Here is a 17980-nt window from a genome sequence, read left to right on the forward strand (position 1 = left end):
CGTGTGGAAGAGTAATGGCAATTATTTTGGCTCAGAAATGGAAAAAGCCCTGACCGTTAAGTCAGGGCTTTCCAATTAAGTGGCGGAACGGACGGGGCTCGAACCCGCGACCCCCTGCGTGACAGGCAGGTATTCTAACCAACTGAACTACCGCTCCACCGATTCTGTACTGACGTCAGAAAAACGTTCTGATATCAGGTATATCGCCCTTCCGCGTCACCGGTAAGGTCACGACCAGCGTGCTGGTCTTAATTTGATGCCTGGCAGTTTATGAATCATGCTGTGATTCACCCTTCGGGCCGCTGCCTCGCAGCGTTCAAAAGCGTTCGCTTTTGTCCTACTCTACCGAGTAGTGAACTGCCCGAGGTTACGTGCAGGTCCTTCAATTTGATGCCTGGCAGTTCCCTACTCTCGCATGGGGAGACCCCACACTACCATCGGCGCTACGGCGTTTCACTTCTGAGTTCGGCATGGGGTCAGGTGGGACCACCGCGCTAAAGCCGCCAGGCAAATTCTTTGTGCTCCGTCCTGCGTCTTTCACGCTGCTGCCGCGTTGGCTTCCCTCGCGCCGCTCAGTCACATACCTCAGTATGCTCCTTCACCCCGTCTCGGTTGCCGCCTTGCACTCAGCGCAAAATCCTTCGGACTCACGTCCGCAGAACAGAACTAAATTCTTTATCCGGTAAACAATGCTGAAAATTTAAATCGTCTCTCAACCAAAACGCCTCTGGCGTTGTAAGGTTAAGCCTCACGGGTCATTAGTACCGGTAAGCTCAACGCATCGCTGCGCTTACACACCCGGCCTATCAACGTCGTCGTCTTCAACGTCCCTTCAGGAGCCTTAAAGGCTCAGGGAGAACTCATCTCGGGGCAAGTTTCGTGCTTAGATGCTTTCAGCACTTATCTTTTCCGCACTTAGCTACCGGGCAGTGCCACTGGCGTGACAACCCGGACACCAGCGGTGCGTTCACTCCGGTCCTCTCGTACTAGGAGCAACCCCCCTCAATTCTCCAGCGCCCACGGCAGATAGGGACCGAACTGTCTCACGACGTTCTAAACCCAGCTCGCGTACCACTTTAAACGGCGAACAGCCGTACCCTTGGGACCTACTTCAGCCCCAGGATGTGATGAGCCGACATCGAGGTGCCAAACACCGCCGTCGATATGAACTCTTGGGCGGTATCAGCCTGTTATCCCCGGAGTACCTTTTATCCGTTGAGCGATGGCCCTTCCATTCAGAACCACCGGATCACTATGACCTGCTTTCGCACCTGCTCGAGCCGTCACTCTCGCAGTCAAGCTGGCTTATGCCATTGCACTAACCTCCTGATGTCCGACCAGGATTAGCCAACCTTCGTGCTCCTCCGTTACGCTTTGGGAGGAGACCGCCCCAGTCAAACTACCCACCAGACACTGTCCGCAGCCCGGATTACGGGCCTACGTTAGAACACCAAACATTAAAGGGTGGTATTTCAAGGCCGGCTCCACGCAGACTGGCGTCCACGCTTCAAAGCCTCCCACCTATCCTACACATCAAGGCTCAGTGTTCAGTGTCAAGCTGTAGTAAAGGTTCACGGGGTCTTTCCGTCTTGCCGCGGGTACACTGCATCTTCACAGCGATTTCAATTTCACTGAGTCTCGGGTGGAGACAGCCTGGCCATCATTACGCCATTCGTGCAGGTCGGAACTTACCCGACAAGGAATTTCGCTACCTTAGGACCGTTATAGTTACGGCCGCCGTTTACCGGGGCTTCGATCAAGAGCTTCTCCTTGCGGATAACCCCATCAATTAACCTTCCGGCACCGGGCAGGCGTCACACCGTATACGTCCACTTTCGTGTTTGCACAGTGCTGTGTTTTTAATAAACAGTTGCAGCCAGCTGGTATCTTCGACTGGCTTCAGCTCCGGGAGCAAGTCCCTTCACCTACGCGCCAGCGTGCCTTCTCCCGAAGTTACAGCACCATTTTGCCTAGTTCCTTCACCCGAGTTCTCTCAAGCGCCTTGGTATTCTCTACCTGACCACCTGTGTCGGTTTGGGGTACGATTTTGTGTTACCTGATGCTTAGAGGCTTTTCCTGGAAGCAGGGCATTTATCACTTCAGCACCGTAGTGCCTCGTCGTCACGCCTCAGTGTAAAGTGAACCGGATTTGCCTGGAACACACACCTACACGCTTAAACCGGGACAACCGTCGCCCGGCTGATATAGCCTTCTCCGTCCCCCCTTCGCAGTAACACCAAGTACAGGAATATTAACCTGTTTCCCATCGACTACGCCTTTCGGCCTCGCCTTAGGGGTCGACTCACCCTGCTCCGATTAACGTTGAACAGGAACCCTTGGTCTTCCGGCGACAAGGTTTTTCACCTTGTTTATCGTTACTTATGTCAGCATTCGCACTTCTGATACCTCCAGCATGCCTCACAGCACACCTTCGACGGCTTACAGAACGCTCCCCTACCCAACAACACATAGTGTCGCTGCCGCAGCTTCGGTGCATGGTTTAGCCCCGTTACATCTTCCGCGCAGGCCGACTCGACCAGTGAGCTATTACGCTTTCTTTAAATGATGGCTGCTTCTAAGCCAACATCCTGGCTGTCTGGGCCTTCCCACATCGTTTCCCACTTAACCATGACTTTGGGACCTTAGCTGGCGGTCTGGGTTGTTTCCCTCTTCACGACGGACGTTAGCACCCGCCGTGTGTCTCCCGTGATAACATTCTCCGGTATTCGCAGTTTGCATCGGGTTGGTAAGCCGGGATGGCCCCCTAGCCGAAACAGTGCTCTACCCCCGGAGATGAGTTCACGAGGCGCTACCTAAATAGCTTTCGGGGAGAACCAGCTATCTCCCGGTTTGATTGGCCTTTCACCCCCAGCCACAGGTCATCCGCTAATTTTTCAACATTAGTCGGTTCGGTCCTCCAGTTAGTGTTACCCAACCTTCAACCTGCCCATGGCTAGATCACCGGGTTTCGGGTCTATACCCTGCAACTTAACGCCCAGTTAAGACTCGGTTTCCCTGCGGCTCCCCTATACGGTTAACCTTGCTACAGAATATAAGTCGCTGACCCATTATACAAAAGGTACGCAGTCACCCCCATAAAGAAGGCTCCCACTGCTTGTACGTACACGGTTTCAGGTTCTGTTTCACTCCCCTCGCCGGGGTTCTTTTCGCCTTTCCCTCACGGTACTGGTTCACTATCGGTCAGTCAGGAGTATTTAGCCTTGGAGGATGGTCCCCCCATATTCAGACAGGATACCACGTGTCCCGCCTTACTCATCGAACTCACAGCCTGTGCACCTTTGTGTACGGGAGTATCACCCTGTACCCTGCGACTTTCCAGACGCTTCCACTGATGCACAAGCTGGTGATGGTTCTGGGCTCCTCCCCGTTCGCTCGCCGCTACTGGGGGAATCTCGGTTGATTTCTTTTCCTCGGGGTACTTAGATGTTTCAGTTCCCCCGGTTCGCCTCATACAGCTATGTATTCACTGCATGATAGTGTGTCGGAACACACTGGGTTTCCCCATTCGGGTATCGCCGGTTGTAGCGGTTCATATCACCTTACCGGCGCTTATCGCAGATTAGCACGCCCTTCATCGCCTCTGACTGCCAGGGCATCCACCGTGTACGCTTAGTCGCTTAACCTCACAACCCACAGGCGTTTATCTGTTTTACCGTAACGGCTTCACAGTTAGCTTGTAAGCTGTAAGCTTTTGAGAGACTCGAACGCGTTGTACTGTGTTCCTTATTACGGAGGAACACGACAATGCGTCGTTTCAAATTTTCAGCTTGTTCCGGATTGTTAAAGAGCAGAATACTTCGCAGCACACCGTTGCCGGTACGCTCTGAAGTATTTTCAGAAAAAATACAGTAGTGAGTATGGTGGAGCTAAGCGGGATCGAACCGCTGACCTCCTGCGTGCAAGGCAGGCGCTCTCCCAGCTGAGCTATAGCCCCATACAGTTACTGCAGAGACCACTACTACCACTCAACCGAGTAAACATCCTTCATCAAGAAGGATGCCATTTCGTCTCAGGCAAGGCATGCGGAAGGGACGTTTACGTCTGTAAACGACCGCGCGCATAACGCAGCATAAGAAGAAATTTGGTAGGCCTGAGTGGACTTGAACCACCGACCTCACCCTTATCAGGGGTGCGCTCTAACCACCTGAGCTACAAGCCTGTAGAGGTTTTTTCTGCTCGTGACTTTCTATCAGACAATCTGTGTGAGCACTTCGCGGGAAAGTATCTTCAGGTAAGGAGGTGATCCAACCGCAGGTTCCCCTACGGTTACCTTGTTACGACTTCACCCCAGTCATGAATCACAAAGTGGTAAGCGCCCTCCCGAAGGTTAAGCTACCTACTTCTTTTGCAACCCACTCCCATGGTGTGACGGGCGGTGTGTACAAGGCCCGGGAACGTATTCACCGTGGCATTCTGATCCACGATTACTAGCGATTCCGACTTCACGGAGTCGAGTTGCAGACTCCGATCCGGACTACGACGCACTTTATGAGGTCCGCTTGCTCTCGCGAGGTCGCTTCTCTTTGTATGCGCCATTGTAGCACGTGTGTAGCCCTACTCGTAAGGGCCATGATGACTTGACGTCATCCCCACCTTCCTCCGGTTTATCACCGGCAGTCTCCTTTGAGTTCCCGACCGAATCGCTGGCAACAAAGGATAAGGGTTGCGCTCGTTGCGGGACTTAACCCAACATTTCACAACACGAGCTGACGACAGCCATGCAGCACCTGTCTCACGGTTCCCGAAGGCACTAAGGCATCTCTGCCAAATTCCGTGGATGTCAAGAGTAGGTAAGGTTCTTCGCGTTGCATCGAATTAAACCACATGCTCCACCGCTTGTGCGGGCCCCCGTCAATTCATTTGAGTTTTAACCTTGCGGCCGTACTCCCCAGGCGGTCGACTTAACGCGTTAGCTCCGGAAGCCACTCCTCAAGGGAACAACCTCCAAGTCGACATCGTTTACGGCGTGGACTACCAGGGTATCTAATCCTGTTTGCTCCCCACGCTTTCGCACCTGAGCGTCAGTCTTCGTCCAGGGGGCCGCCTTCGCCACCGGTATTCCTCCAGATCTCTACGCATTTCACCGCTACACCTGGAATTCTACCCCCCTCTACGAGACTCAAGCCTGCCAGTTTCAAATGCAGTTCCCAGGTTAAGCCCGGGGATTTCACATCTGACTTAACAGACCGCCTGCGTGCGCTTTACGCCCAGTAATTCCGATTAACGCTTGCACCCTCCGTATTACCGCGGCTGCTGGCACGGAGTTAGCCGGTGCTTCTTCTGCGGGTAACGTCAATCGACGCGGTTATTAACCACATCGCCTTCCTCCCCGCTGAAAGTACTTTACAACCCGAAGGCCTTCTTCATACACGCGGCATGGCTGCATCAGGCTTGCGCCCATTGTGCAATATTCCCCACTGCTGCCTCCCGTAGGAGTCTGGACCGTGTCTCAGTTCCAGTGTGGCTGGTCATCCTCTCAGACCAGCTAGGGATCGTCGCCTAGGTGGGCCGTTACCCCGCCTACTAGCTAATCCCATCTGGGTTCATCCGATAGTGAGAGGCCCGAAGGTCCCCCTCTTTGGTCTTGCGACGTTATGCGGTATTAGCCACCGTTTCCAGTGGTTATCCCCCTCTATCGGGCAGATCCCCAGACATTACTCACCCGTCCGCCACTCGTCACCCGAGAGCAAGCTCTCTGTGCTACCGTCCGACTTGCATGTGTTAGGCCTGCCGCCAGCGTTCAATCTGAGCCATGATCAAACTCTTCAATTTAAGTTTGATTTGCTGAAACAAGTCCAGCGGTGCTCATCTGTAAAACGTCATAATGAATTTCATTATGTGTTCACTCGTGAGGCTTTGATATTTTTTACGTCCGGAGACGCTGATATCAATCCTGCGAGTGCCCACACAGATTGTCTGATAAATTGTTAAAGAGCAGTGCGAACAGCGGGTTAACCGTCTGTCGCGAGGTGGCGTATATTACGCTTTCCTCCTTCAGAGTCAACCTCTTTTTCAGAAGTTTTTCTCCGGCGGAAACTCCTGGGAGCCTCCTGCTGAACACCGCGTTACGTAAGCCGTTGTGCCGTGTCAGTGGAGGCGCATTATAGGGAAGCTTTCACAGAGCGCAAGTGCAAATTTGAACTTTTTTGCTGTTCGTCTGAAATTTGCACAAAGGGGCTGTTTTACGCGCTTTTAATACGGGCAGGTAACTCGGCAAGACTCTTTATTACCCAGTCAGCCAGCGCTTCACCTTCAGCCGTGACCGGCTTACCGCTGCGCACGAGGACTTTCTTACCTACGCCGGCTGCCTCGGCGGCCTGCATATCTTCCAGTTTGTCACCCACCATATAAGAGGCCGCCATATCGATGTGCAACTCTTGTTGCGCGGACAGTAACATCCCGGGCTGAGGCTTACGGCAGTCACACTGCTGGCGATATTCTTCAATCGTCGCGTCGGGAAGGTGCGGGCAGAAATAGATCCCATCAAGGTCAATATCCCGATCGGCCAGCGACCAGTCCATCCACTCGGTAAGCCGCATAAACTGATCTTCGCTAAACATACCGCGAGCAATACCAGACTGGTTAGTCACGACAACCAACGCAAAGCCCATCTTCTTTAATTGTTGCAATGCTTCAATGACGCCATCAATAAACTGGAAATTATCGATTTCGTGGACGTAGCCGTGATCAACATTGAGGGTGCCATCGCGATCGAGAAAAATGGCCGGGACTTTATTCGTCACGTAAAAACTCCTGCTATAAAAATTGCCGATCAGTATCGCACGATTGCGATTAAAGGGAGAATGTCTGATTGAATCACTTCCATTGATTTAGACGTCTGGATGCCTTACCATCCATCCAGCTTATGCATGCTTTCAGTGATGAGAGCACACCAGACCACGGACAATGCAAGACGATAATAAATAACGTAATGATTAAATTAGAAAATATTACCAAAGTGTTCCAGCAAGGTTCGCGATCGATACAGGCATTATCGAATGTCAGCCTGCACGTACCTGCCGGGCAAATCTATGGCGTCATCGGTGCATCCGGTGCCGGTAAAAGCACGCTCATTCGTTGCGTGAATCTGCTTGAACGCCCGACTTCCGGCCGCGTGCTGGTTGACGGTGCAGACTTAACGGCGCTGGGCGAACGGCAACTGACTCAAGCCCGCCGTCAGATCGGCATGATTTTCCAGCACTTTAACCTGATGAACTCACGCACGGTTGCGGGCAACGTTGCGCTGCCGTTAGAGCTGGGTCAGCTCTCTCGTGAGGAAATTAAAAAGCGTGTGACCGAGCTGCTGGATCTGGTCGGCCTGGCTGATAAACACGACGCCTGGCCAGCCAATCTTTCCGGTGGTCAGAAACAGCGCGTCGCTATCGCGCGTGCGCTGGCAAGCAACCCTAAAGTCCTTTTGTGTGATGAAGCCACCAGCGCGCTCGATCCGGCAACAACCCGTTCGATTCTTGAATTGCTCAAAGATATTAACCGTCGTCTTGGCCTGACCATTCTGCTGATTACGCATGAGATGGATGTCGTAAAACGCATCTGCGATCAGGTCGCAGTGATAAGCCAGGGCGAGTTAATTGAAAAGGACAGCGTGAGCGAAGTCTTCTCGCATCCTAAAACGCCGCTGGCACAACAGTTTATCCAGTCAACGCTGCATCTGGATATTCCGGACGATTATCAACAGCGCCTGTCACCTGAAGCAGGCCCAGAGAGCATGCCCTTACTGCGTATGGAATTCACCGGGCAGTCTGTCGATGCACCTTTACTGTCTGAAGCCGCGCGTCGTTTCAATATCAACAACAACATTATTAGTGCGCAGATGGATTATGCCGGCGGTGTGAAGTTCGGCATCATGCTGGCGGAAATTCACGGCAGCGAAAGCGATACACAGGCCGCGATTCAGTGGCTGCAGGAACATCACGTAAAAGTAGAGGTACTAGGTTATGTCTGAAGCGATGATTGCGTTGCTGGGGCGCGGCGTGTGGGAAACGTTGATGATGACCTTTGTCTCTGGCTTTTTCGGTTTCGTACTGGGATTACCGGTAGGCGTCCTGCTCTATGTGACCCGTCCGGGTCAGATTCTGGAAAACAAAGGTTTGTATCGGGTGCTGTCGGCGCTGGTCAACATCTTCCGCTCTATTCCCTTTATTATCCTGCTGGTCTGGATGATTCCGTTTACCCGCATCATTGTTGGCACCTCTATTGGCTTGCAGGCCGCCATTGTGCCACTGACCGTGGGTGCGGCGCCCTTTATTGCCCGTATGGTTGAGAACGCCCTGCTGGAACTGCCAACCGGACTGATCGAAGCGTCACGCGCCATGGGTGCCACACCGATGCAAATCGTGCGAAAAGTGCTGCTGCCCGAAGCCCTGCCCGGCCTCGTCAATGCGGCCACCATCACGTTGATTACGCTGGTCGGCTACTCTGCAATGGGCGGAGCCGTGGGCGCGGGCGGTCTGGGACAGATTGGCTACCAATACGGTTATATCGGATATAACGCGACAGTGATGAATACGGTATTAGTGTTATTAGTCGTTTTGGTGTATCTCATACAATTCTGTGGCGACCGCATCGTGCGTGCTGTGTCCCATAAATAAGCAAGCAATATCACTATTAAGGAAAGGATATGTCTTTCAAATTTAAAAAAATTGCCGCTGTGGGTGCATTAATTGGCGCGATTGCGCTGGCAGGATGCGATCAAAAAGCCAAAGATCCAAACCACATTAAAGTGGGCGTGATTGTCGGCGCAGAACAGCAGGTTGCGGAAGCGGCGGCTAAAGTCGCTAAAGACAAGTATGGCCTGGATGTTGAGCTGGTCACCTTTAACGACTACGTGCTGCCTAACGAAGCACTGAGCAAAGGTGATATTGATGTGAATGCCTTCCAGCATAAACCGTATCTGGATCAACAAATCAAAGATCGTGGTTACAAGCTGGTATCCGTTGGTAACTCTTTCGTTTATCCGATTGCGGGCTACTCGAAAAAGATCAAATCACTCGACCAACTGCAGGACGGCGCGCAGGTTGCCATTCCTAATGACCCAACTAACCTTGGTCGTTCGCTGCTGCTGCTGCAGAAAGTGGGCCTGATTAAGCTGAAAGACGGTGTGGGCCTGCTGCCAACCTCACTGGATATCGTTGAGAATCCAAAACATCTGAAGATTGTTGAGCTGGAAGCGCCACAGCTGCCACGTTCACTGGACGATCAGCAAATCGCACTGGCGGTCATCAACACGACTTACGCCAGCCAGATCGGCCTGACACCGGCGAAAGATGGCATCTTTGTTGAAGATAAAGACTCACCGTACGTGAACCTGATTGTTGCGCGTGAGGACAATAAAGACGCAGAAAACGTGAAAAAATTCGTGCAGGCTTATCAGTCTGACGAGGTCGCGGATGCGGCGAACAAAGTCTTTAACGGTGGTGCAGTTAAAGGCTGGTAATTCAGCCTCCCATCTCTCCTCAGGGCGGCTTATAGCCGCCCTTTCTGATATTGCGCTTTGCTGACTTGTTATTTATCCGTGTCCTTGTTTCAATAACGCCACTTTTTGAAACTTGAGGATGTTGCCATGCGTTTTTTACCGCTCTGCTTGTTAGCATTGATGCTGACAGGGTGTGTTCGAGAGTACCACCCAATAAGCAGCGCACCTTCTCATCCGCAGCAATCCAGCGAACCGACACGTAAGCCAACGTATCGTCCCGCGCCTGTTAAGGTTTACACCGATGCGGCCGATCTGGTGAGCAAACCCTTCCGCGATTTAGGCGAAGTGTCCGCTGAAGATTGCCAGGTGAGCAATCAGAGCTCCCCCCCAAATATCGCTACCGCACGTAAACGTATGCAGATTAAAGCGTCACAGATGAAAGCCAATGCTGTGCTGCTGCATAAATGTGAAATCGTCAGCAGCACGCCGGGCTGCTACCGTCAGGCTGTTTGTCAGGGATCGGCGTTGAAAGTCACCAGTCAATGAGTGAATTCGCCTTTGCGCAAATCGGCGTGATCCGTTCACCCTGGAAAGAGAAGTTCGCCGTGCCGCGTCAGCCTGGGCTGGTACAGGACGGCGGCGGCGAACTGCATCTTTTGCCGCCTTATAACCAGGCGGATGCCGTGCGCGGCCTGGAAGACTTCAGCCACCTCTGGATTCTGTTTGTTTTTCATCAGACCATGGAAGGCGGCTGGCGCCCTACCGTACGGCCTCCACGGCTGGGCGGTAACGCGCGCATGGGCGTTTTTGCCACCCGCTCCACCTTTCGCCCCAATCCCGTCGGCATGTCGCTGGTTGAGCTCAAAGGCATTCGCTGCGAGAAGCAGCAGGTCATTCTGCAACTGGGCAGCCTGGATTTAGTGGACGGTACGCCGGTTGTCGATATTAAACCTTACCTGCCTTTTGCCGAGGCCCTGCCCGAAGCGCGCGCCGGTTTCGCGCAGGCCGCGCCGGAAAGCACTATGCCGGTCCGGTTTTCAGCGCTTGCCCAACAGCAGTTGCAACAGCACGCCCGCTATCCGCATCTGGCACGCTTTATCAGCGACGTTCTCGCTCAGGATCCGCGGCCCGCTTACCGTAAAGGTGAAATCCAGGACAGGGAATATGCCGCCTGGCTAATGGAGTTTAACGTGCGCTGGCGCATTGATGACGCAGGGACGGAAGTGGTGGCTATCGATCCGCGTTAAAACCCGCTTTTTAGCCAGTGATCTCACTGGTACACTAGCCGCCAGCAAATTTTGTCTGTGAATTTCCGATCAACTGGAATCGTAATCAATGCGTACTACTCAATATCTGCTCTCTACTCAGAAAGAGACACCTTCTGACGCGGAAGTGATCAGCCACCAGCTGATGCTGCGTGCCGGGATGATCCGTAAACTGGCTTCAGGCTTATATACCTGGCTGCCAACCGGACTGCGCGTATTAAAAAAGGTCGAAAACATCGTCCGTGAAGAAATGAACAATGCCGGTGCCATTGAGATTTCAATGCCTGTGGTGCAACCCGCCGATCTGTGGCAGGAGAGCGGTCGCTGGGAACAGTACGGTCCAGAGCTATTGCGTGTTGCCGATCGCCATGAGCGCCCGTTTGTGCTCGGTCCGACGCACGAAGAAGTGATCACCGATCTGATTCGTAATGAGCTGAGCTCCTACAAACAGCTGCCGCTGAATCTGTATCAAATCCAGACTAAATTCCGTGATGAAGTGCGCCCGCGCTTTGGCGTAATGCGTTCGCGTGAATTCATTATGAAGGATGCTTACTCCTTCCATACTTCTCAGGAATCGCTGCAGGAAACCTATGACGCGATGTATCGCGCCTACAGCCAGATTTTCAATCGTATGGGGCTGGATTTCCGTGCAGTGCAGGCTGATACCGGCTCAATTGGTGGTAGCGCATCTCACGAATTCCAGGTGCTGGCGCAGAGCGGTGAGGATGACGTGATTTTCTCAACGGCGTCTGACTTCGCCGCCAACATTGAATTTGCTGAAGCCGTCGCGCCCGCGGGCGATCGTCCTGCGCCTGCAGAAGAGATGCGTGAGGTGGATACGCCGAATACCAAAACCATCGCAGAACTGGTGAGCCAGTTCCAGCAGCCGATTGAGAAAACCGTGAAAACCCTGATGGTGAAGGGCGCAGAAGAAAGCGGTCACGCGTTGGTGGCGTTGCTGGTTCGCGGCGATCACGAACTGAACGAAATCAAGGCAGAGAAATCGCCTCTGGTTGCTTCTCCGCTGACCTTTGCCACCGAAGAAGAGATCCGCGCAGCGGTTGGTGCGGGTCCTGGTTCGCTCGGCCCAGTGGGGCTGAATATGCCAGTTATCGCAGACCGTACCGTGGCGAAGATGAGCGATTTTAGTGCCGGTGCCAACATTGAGGGTAAACACTATTTCGGCATCAACTGGGAACGCGATCTGCCAATGGCGCAGGTAGCCGATCTGCGTAACGTCGTGGAAGGTGACCTGAGCCCGGATGGCAAAGGTACGTTGCAGATTAAACGTGGTATCGAAGTCGGCCACATTTTCCAGCTGGGCACCAAATACTCTGAAGCGATGAAAGCCTCCGTACAGGGCGAAGACGGTCGTAACCAGATCATGACCATGGGCTGCTACGGCATCGGCATTACCCGCGTGGTTGCGGCGGCCATCGAGCAGAACCATGACGACCGCGGCATCATCTGGCCTGCTGCGCTGGCGCCGTTCGAAGTGGCGATTCTGCCGATGAACATGCAGAAATCGTTCCGCGTGAAAGAGTTAGCGGAAGAGCTTTACAACACGCTGCGCGCCAAAGGCGTAGAGGTGATTCTGGACGATCGTAAAGAGCGTCCGGGCGTGATGTTTGCGGATATGGAGCTGATTGGCGTACCGCACACCATCGTGATTGGCGATCGCAATCTTGATAATCAGGAGATTGAGTATAAAGCCCGTCGTGCCGGTGAGAAGCAGATGATCAAGCAGGATGAGATTGTCGAATTTCTGCTTAACGCGCTTAACAAGTAACCGCACTATAACGCCCCTTAAGGGGCGTTTTTTTTGCTGAATAACGCGCGGCTATCAGGCTTGTTCCCGCATTCTGTTCCTGTCTGACTTGTCATAACGCCCCATGTACATACCCCTTATTGCACCTTACCGCGCAGCGCTTTGGTATTGCTGCGCCGTGACTTGCCTTCCAGCCTGCGCTCTTTCGAGGCGCGCGTAGGTCGTGTTGAGCGCCGGACTTTCTCTACCGTAGTAAGTTCGCGGATCAGGTTGACCAGCCGCTGCAGTGCCGCCTCCCTGTTCATCTCCTGACTTCGGTACTCCTGCGCCTTGATGATCACGGTTCCGTCACCGGTAATTAAGTGGTGGCTGGCATTTAGCAGTCGCTCTTTATAGAACGGTGGCAAGGACGAGGCGGCAATGTCGAAACGTAGATGAATGGCTGTGCTGGTTTTATTCACATGCTGACCGCCAGAACCCTGCGCCCGAATAGCCGTCAGTTCAATTTCACTGTCCGGCAGCTCAACGTTGCGTGACAGCATAATCATCTGTCACCTGCCTGCGTGCAGTACGCGTTTTTTTGTATCGGGCTATCCATTCACTGAACCTTTCGTGCTTTATCCTGAGTCGTCTTAGACGGCGTAGCCAGCTACTTTAGCAGTGATTTGCGCGCGGTTCCTGTTTTTGCCTGGCTGATTTTCTGGAAATGCCTGTGATATAGTCGCTAATCAACCAGAGTGTTTCTGCTCTGCTGAGGAGGTGCCTGTGCAAAAATATTGTGAGTTAGTTCGCCAAAAATATGCCGAAATCGGCAGCGGAGATCTGGGATATGTACCCGATGCCATTGGCTGCGCCTTAAAAGCGCTGGATGATATTGCCGCGAATGTTGCGCTAAACGCTTCTCTCAGGGAACAGGCGGCCTATGCCGCCGCAAACTTATTGGTGAGCGACTATGTTGATGAATGAAGCTTATAAACCCATCAATTGCGATGACTACGATAATCTGGAACTCGCCTGCCAAAAAAACTGGATGCTGTCGCTGGAGTTAAAAGACGGTGAACAGCTTAAGGCCAAAGCCAAAGATATTCTTTCACGTAAAAACGTTGAATATCTGGCGATTGACCTTTCCGGTGAAACGCGCGAGTTACGCCTCGATCACATTGCCAGCTTCAGCCATCCTGAACTCGGCACCGTTGTTGTCAGCGAAGAGTAATTCACTTCCCGTCGGGCGGGATGCACTCCCGCCCACCTCATTCAGGTTTCAACGAACTGTAATAGGCGGCTAAATTCGCCATATCCTCATCATTTAAGCCTGCCACAAATGCCTTCATGACTTCAGCCTGTCCCCCGCTTCGTTCCCCTTTCTTATAGGCATGTAATGCCTGGTTAAGATAGGCCGCATTTTGGCCAGCCAGATTGGGATAGAGAGGCGTGGTTGCTTTACCCTGTGCCCCGTGGCAGGCCATACAGGCGGCCGCGCGTTGCTCACCCGCTTTCACATCGCCTGCGGCGTGGACCGGTAAAACAGTTATCAGCAGCAAGGCTGCTATGCGTTGCATTATTCCGGCTCTCCCGTCGTTTTCTGCCAGTTGACTTGCCAGCCAGCGGCATCCTCGCTGGCACCTTCGCGGGTAACAAACAGCCCGGGCGCGCAAATCAACGTCTGATTAAAATAAATTAATGGAATGCGCGCGCGTTGCCAGGGCGGGATATTCAGCCTCTGCCAGATTTTTTTTATGTCTCGTCCGCCTGGGCGATTCACGATATGCACATAGCCTGTTGCGTGAAACCGCACGAATACCTGCTCCTGCGGTTGTGGGCAGCGAAGCGTACTCGTGCTTTTTTCGGCCGTCAGTACGCCCAGGTTTTGTGGCAAATGCAGAGGTTGTTCGACGTCATTCCAGGCGATTTCACAGTCAGCTAAAGAGGCGCTGAGCGGCAAGTGGTAAAGCTGCTGCCGGTAGCGACGGATCTCGTGGTTGCCCAGCTTCAGGCGCGGCTGCGCATCTTCACGGCACAACATGATCTCCTGACGGATTCGACGTAATGCTTCGCGCGACGGCATTTTCTCGCCCTGAGCGGCCAGCCAGCGGCGCAGCAGGGCGTTGCCTTTTACCTCACTCATGGTCAGCAAAGGTGTGAAGCACAGGCTACCGTCGGGTTGAATAAGCTCGCTAAGCGGCTCAGCCAGTAACTCATCCAGCAGTTGCTCCTGCTCGCCACACAAGGCGGCACTGCGCGCCGACGCCTCGGCAAAATGCGGCCAGCGGCGCAGAACCGTCGGCAACAGCTGCTGACGCAGAAAGTTTCGGTCATAGCGCTGATCCTGATTGCTTTCATCTTCAACCCAGACCAGTTGATGCGCCTCGGCATACTGCTCCAGGCTCAGGCGGGAATGGTTTAACAAGGGTCTGAGTAAGGCATGTCCGGCAAACGTCGTCGCCGCCGGCATGGCCGCCAGGCCTGCCGGTCCACTGCCGCGCTTCAGCGCCAGGAGCAGCGTTTCACACTGATCGTCCAGATGTTGCGCGGTTAGCAGCTTTTCATCCGCGCACAGTGCCTGCCCCAGAGCCTGATAGCGCACCTGCCGCGCTGCCGCTTCAATGCCTTGTCCCTGATCCGTTACCTGCACACGCAGGACTTCACAAGGAATCTGCCACCGTTCGCACAGGCACAGGCAGTGCGCTGCCCAGCTATCGGCATTCGGGCTGAGGCCATGATGCACATGCAGCGCACGCAGCCGTGACTGCGGGCGCGCTTGCTGCCAGGCCCGCAGTTGATGAAGCAGAACGGTAGAATCCAGACCACCGCTGAACGCCACGACCAGCGCGTCATTTTCCTTTAACAGTGCGTCAAAATCAGACATGTTCTCAATCCATACCGCGGCCAGTGGAGTCGCCCAAAGCCGCCATTTTACGCCTGATAGAGTTCCAGCGGCAAACCATCCGGATCGGCAAAGAACGTGCAGGGCTTTCCGGTTAGCTCATCGATGCGGATCGCTTCACATATCACGCCCTGCGTTGCCAGATAGCGCATCGCCGCTTCAACGTCCGGCACGCTGAAGGCCAGATGACGCAGGCCACAGGCTTCCGGTTGACTGACGCGTGCGGGCGGTTTGGGAAACGAAAACAGCTCAATCGTATACTGACCGTTCAGTGCCAGATCCCCTTTCCACGAATCACGCGCTTCACGATAGTGTTCGCTTTGCAGTTCAAACCCCAGAATGTCGCAGTAAAACGCTTTGCTGCGCGAATAGTCTGATGCAATGATCGCGATATGATGGATGTGCGTTAGCTGTAGCATCGTTGCTTCCTGTTAAACATGACGTCCTGTTAGCCGGCCTGTTTCAGCACACGTACCCGATATTCCCCCTCTTCGGTGAGGATCGCGCCGTGAATATCCGTCTCAAAGCCAGGATAGTGGCGTCCAATGCTACACAGCATTAACAGGAAGTCGAGTACGGCGCGGCTTTGTTCTGTGATCATTTCACCAGGCATCACCAGAGGAACGCCCGGAGGATAAGGCAGGATCATGTTGGCAGAGATGCGGCCCACCAGCTCATTGATGTTCACGGTTTCAATATTGCCCTTCACCTGTTGCTGAAAAGCCTGATGCGGCGTCATTTTCATCTCGGGCAACACGTCAAACGCCTTCAACATGAGCTGCGGTAAATCATGTTGCTGGATAAGACGGTGGATCCCCTGCGCCAGCGTCTGAATACGCATGTTGCGATAAAAATCGGGATCCTCCGCATAGAGATCCGGCAACATATTTTTGACCCGGAGATTGAGATCGTAGGCGCGCTTAAATTCCGTTAACCCTCGCAGCACGCTCATCGCTTTGGTTTTATCAATGCCGATACTAAACAGGAATAACAGATTGTAAGGGCCGGTTTTTTCAACCACGATGCCGCGCTCATCCAGGAACTTCGCCACCAGCGCCGCCGGAATGCCCTCTTCCGCCATCACGCCCAGCTCGCTCATGCCGGGTGTCAGGATCGTTACCTTGATCGGATCAAGATACATGTGGTCGCGATCGGCCTGGGTGAATCCGTGCCAGTCCTCTTCCCCCGGCTGTATCGGCCAGCACTGGGCTTCATCAACGTGTTCAGGCTGCCAGATATCAAAAAACCAGCTGTCGCACTCTTCTCGCAACCGCTGTATCTCACGACGGAAATGCAGGGCGCGTTCCACTGACCGGTTAATGAGCCTTTTGCCCGGATTTCCCCGCAGCATCGCCGCCGCTGTCTCAATGGATGAGACGATGGCATAGTTCGGTGAGGTGGTGGTGTGCATCATGTAGGCTTCATTAAACGTCTGCTCGTCATAGTCGCCTTTAATATGAATCAGCGAAGCCTGGGAAAAAGCCGCCAGCAGTTTATGGGTGGACTGCGTTTCATAGAAGACTTTACCCGGCACCCGCTCACCGCTCATGCCGCTTTTCCCCTCATAGATGGGATGAAAGTTGGTATAGGGAACCCAGGCAGAATCAAAGTGGATCGACGGCACCTCAAGGGTTTGCTTGATGTACTGAGTGTTGTAGAGCAAACCGTCGTAGGTCGAATTGGTAATCACCGCATGTACCGGCCAACTGGCGCGCGGCGTGACCGCCACTTTTTGCTCGATGCTGGCACGGGTGAACTCTTTTTGCGGAATACCGCCCAAAATACCCAATGCGTTGCGTGTTGGCTTGAGCCAGATGGGGATCAAATCGCTCATCATCAACAGATGCGTGAGCGACTTATGGCAGTTGCGGTCCACCAGAATCGTGCTGCCTGCCGGGGCAGCATACATTCCGACGATTTTATTCGAGGTCGAGGTGCCGTTGGTCACCATGTAGCTCTGTTCCGCACCAAAAGTGCGGGCGATATACTCCTCGGCTTCCAGATGCGGCCCTGTGTGGTCCAGCAGCGATCCCAGTTCCGTTACCGAAATCGAGATATCCGACTTCAGCGTATTGGCACCAAAAAAGTCATAGAACAAGCAGCCGACCGGGCTTTTCTGGAAGGCCGTACCGGCCATATGGCCTGGGGTACAGAAGGTGTATTTCCCCTCTTTCACATAGGTAAACAACGCTTTGGTCAACGGCGGCGTGATGTTGTCGAGGTAGTCATCTGTGTACTGTCGGATGTGAAGAGCAATATCGTCGGCGGCATTCAGCGCATATTCAAAGAAATGCAGCGGCATACGCATTTCATTGATACTGATATCCATCTGGGAATGGGTATTGATAAAGGCATACAGCGGCAGGTATTCATTAAGCTGATTGATTTCACCACACAGCTCCGGGCTGTTGTGTTCATCCCAGTCAAAAATGACGCCGCTGATACGGGGATTGTGTTCAATGAGTTTTAGCAGATCGTCATTGTTTTTCGGCCGGATGAGTTGAAAACCTTGCTGACTCAGCGCGACTTCCAGTTCGCGCAAGGGTTCATCTTTGTAAAACACGCCATGCGCGCCCATGATCGCCAGAATATTCAATGCACATCTCCCT

Annotated in this window: 14 protein-coding genes, 3 tRNA genes and 3 rRNA genes; 8 read left to right on the forward strand and 12 right to left on the reverse strand. The window is 53.4% G+C overall.

Going from position 1 to position 17980, the window contains the following annotated elements; genetic code table 11:
• Positions 1-80 precede the first annotated feature (80 nt).
• The 7 genes from PAGR_RS17305 to gmhB form a co-directional block, all read right to left on the reverse strand.
• Positions 81-157 (reverse strand) — tRNA-Asp (locus PAGR_RS17305).
• A gap of 235 nt (positions 158-392) precedes the next feature.
• Positions 393-508: ribosomal RNA gene (gene rrf, locus PAGR_RS17310) — 5S ribosomal RNA — on the reverse strand.
• Between the two features lie 229 nt (positions 509-737).
• Positions 738-3644 (reverse strand): 23S ribosomal RNA (locus tag PAGR_RS17315).
• Positions 3645-3879: 235 nt separating this feature from the next.
• A tRNA-Ala gene (locus tag PAGR_RS17320) sits at positions 3880-3955 on the reverse strand.
• 148 nt (positions 3956-4103) lie between these two features.
• A tRNA-Ile gene (locus tag PAGR_RS17325) sits at positions 4104-4180 on the reverse strand.
• Between the two features lie 73 nt (positions 4181-4253).
• Positions 4254-5793, reverse strand: a 16S ribosomal RNA gene (locus PAGR_RS17330).
• Together the 16S, 23S and 5S rRNA genes with 3 tRNA genes alongside form the textbook arrangement of a ribosomal RNA operon.
• A 410-nt stretch (positions 5794-6203) precedes the next feature.
• Complete coding sequence (gene gmhB, locus PAGR_RS17335; protein ID WP_014606544.1) at positions 6204-6764, reverse strand: D-glycero-beta-D-manno-heptose 1,7-bisphosphate 7-phosphatase; 561 nt, start codon at positions 6762-6764, stop codon at positions 6204-6206.
• A 188-nt stretch (positions 6765-6952) separates the two neighbouring features.
• On the opposite strand from gmhB, the gene metN reads away from it, so the two are divergent.
• From metN to proS, 6 genes are all read left to right on the forward strand, one after another.
• Positions 6953-7984, forward strand: coding sequence for a methionine ABC transporter ATP-binding protein MetN (gene metN / locus PAGR_RS17340; protein WP_020693764.1), 1032 nt, complete (start codon positions 6953-6955; stop codon positions 7982-7984).
• Positions 7977-8630, forward strand: coding sequence for a methionine ABC transporter permease MetI (locus PAGR_RS17345; protein ID WP_013024713.1), 654 nt, complete (start codon positions 7977-7979; stop codon positions 8628-8630). The genes metN and PAGR_RS17345 overlap by 8 nt, the downstream gene beginning before the upstream one ends.
• 29 nt (positions 8631-8659) lie before the next feature.
• Entirely contained in the window at positions 8660-9475 is an 816-nt protein-coding gene (locus PAGR_RS17350; RefSeq protein ID WP_014592975.1) for a MetQ/NlpA family lipoprotein, read from the forward strand.
• Positions 9476-9601: 126 nt separating this feature from the next.
• The gene (rcsF, locus tag PAGR_RS17355) at positions 9602-10000 is read left to right on the forward strand and encodes an envelope stress sensor lipoprotein RcsF (protein ID WP_014592974.1); all 399 of its coding nucleotides are present in this window, start codon (positions 9602-9604) and stop codon (positions 9998-10000) included.
• Complete coding sequence (gene tsaA, locus PAGR_RS17360; protein ID WP_013024710.1) at positions 9997-10701, forward strand: tRNA (N6-threonylcarbamoyladenosine(37)-N6)-methyltransferase TrmO; 705 nt, start codon at positions 9997-9999, stop codon at positions 10699-10701. Before rcsF ends, tsaA begins: the two co-directional genes overlap by 4 nt.
• Before the next feature lie 88 nt (positions 10702-10789).
• Positions 10790-12508 carry a proline--tRNA ligase gene (proS, locus tag PAGR_RS17365; RefSeq protein WP_013024709.1) on the forward strand — a complete coding sequence of 573 codons (1719 nt, stop codon included), beginning with the start codon at positions 10790-10792 and terminating at the stop codon, positions 12506-12508.
• Positions 12509-12624: 116 nt separating this feature from the next.
• On the opposite strand, the gene arfB is transcribed toward proS, so the two are convergent.
• Positions 12625-13035, reverse strand: a complete 411-nt coding sequence (gene arfB / locus PAGR_RS17370) for an alternative ribosome rescue aminoacyl-tRNA hydrolase ArfB (RefSeq protein WP_013024708.1) — start codon at positions 13033-13035, stop codon at positions 12625-12627.
• A 217-nt stretch (positions 13036-13252) separates the two neighbouring features.
• Here arfB and PAGR_RS17375 point away from each other — a divergent pair, with 217 nt between their 5' ends.
• Both PAGR_RS17375 and rof read left to right on the forward strand, forming a co-directional pair.
• Positions 13253-13453 carry a YaeP family protein gene (locus tag PAGR_RS17375; RefSeq protein ID WP_014606545.1) on the forward strand — a complete coding sequence of 67 codons (201 nt, stop codon included), beginning with the start codon at positions 13253-13255 and terminating at the stop codon, positions 13451-13453.
• Entirely contained in the window at positions 13440-13700 is a 261-nt protein-coding gene (gene rof, locus PAGR_RS17380) for a Rho-binding antiterminator (RefSeq protein WP_013024706.1), read from the forward strand. Before PAGR_RS17375 ends, rof begins: the two co-directional genes overlap by 14 nt.
• A gap of 37 nt (positions 13701-13737) precedes the next feature.
• On the opposite strand, the gene PAGR_RS17385 is transcribed toward rof, so the two are convergent.
• Genes PAGR_RS17385 through PAGR_RS17400 form a run of 4 tightly spaced genes read right to left on the reverse strand, consistent with a single transcriptional unit; the run spans position 13738 to position 17967 of the window.
• Positions 13738-14046 (reverse strand): c-type cytochrome, encoded by a 309-nt coding sequence (locus PAGR_RS17385; RefSeq protein WP_014606546.1) that lies wholly within the window; start codon positions 14044-14046, stop codon positions 13738-13740.
• Positions 14046-15353, reverse strand: a complete 1308-nt coding sequence (tilS, locus tag PAGR_RS17390) for a tRNA lysidine(34) synthetase TilS (RefSeq protein WP_013024704.1) — start codon at positions 15351-15353, stop codon at positions 14046-14048. Before tilS ends, PAGR_RS17385 begins: the two co-directional genes overlap by 1 nt.
• A 47-nt stretch (positions 15354-15400) precedes the next feature.
• Positions 15401-15790 carry a VOC family protein gene (locus tag PAGR_RS17395; protein ID WP_013024703.1) on the reverse strand — a complete coding sequence of 130 codons (390 nt, stop codon included), beginning with the start codon at positions 15788-15790 and terminating at the stop codon, positions 15401-15403.
• Between the two features lie 29 nt (positions 15791-15819).
• Positions 15820-17967 carry a lysine decarboxylase LdcC gene (locus PAGR_RS17400; RefSeq protein ID WP_014606547.1) on the reverse strand — a complete coding sequence of 716 codons (2148 nt, stop codon included), beginning with the start codon at positions 17965-17967 and terminating at the stop codon, positions 15820-15822.
• Between the last annotated feature and the right edge of the window lie 13 nt (positions 17968-17980).

The sequence above is a fragment of the Pantoea ananatis PA13 genome, from assembly GCF_000233595.1.
Taxonomy (GTDB): Bacteria; Pseudomonadota; Gammaproteobacteria; order Enterobacterales; family Enterobacteriaceae; genus Pantoea; species Pantoea ananatis.

Excerpts from the sequence above, each read along its gene's own strand:
- metN (WP_020693764.1), top strand. The coding sequence starts at position 6,953 with ATGATTAAATTAGAAAATATTACCAAAGTGTTCCAGCAAGGTTCGCGA.
- tilS (WP_013024704.1), bottom strand. The coding sequence starts at position 15,353 with ATGTCTGATTTTGACGCACTGTTAAAGGAAAATGACGCGCTGGTCGTG.
- rof (WP_013024706.1), top strand. The coding sequence starts at position 13,440 with ATGTTGATGAATGAAGCTTATAAACCCATCAATTGCGATGACTACGAT.
- PAGR_RS17395 (WP_013024703.1), bottom strand. The coding sequence starts at position 15,790 with ATGCTACAGCTAACGCACATCCATCATATCGCGATCATTGCATCAGAC.
- rcsF (WP_014592974.1), top strand. The coding sequence starts at position 9,602 with ATGCGTTTTTTACCGCTCTGCTTGTTAGCATTGATGCTGACAGGGTGT.
- arfB (WP_013024708.1), bottom strand. The coding sequence starts at position 13,035 with ATGATTATGCTGTCACGCAACGTTGAGCTGCCGGACAGTGAAATTGAA.
- PAGR_RS17350 (WP_014592975.1), top strand. The coding sequence starts at position 8,660 with ATGTCTTTCAAATTTAAAAAAATTGCCGCTGTGGGTGCATTAATTGGC.
- tsaA (WP_013024710.1), top strand. The coding sequence starts at position 9,997 with ATGAGTGAATTCGCCTTTGCGCAAATCGGCGTGATCCGTTCACCCTGG.
- proS (WP_013024709.1), top strand. The coding sequence starts at position 10,790 with ATGCGTACTACTCAATATCTGCTCTCTACTCAGAAAGAGACACCTTCT.
- PAGR_RS17385 (WP_014606546.1), bottom strand. The coding sequence starts at position 14,046 with ATGCAACGCATAGCAGCCTTGCTGCTGATAACTGTTTTACCGGTCCAC.
- PAGR_RS17345 (WP_013024713.1), top strand. The coding sequence starts at position 7,977 with ATGTCTGAAGCGATGATTGCGTTGCTGGGGCGCGGCGTGTGGGAAACG.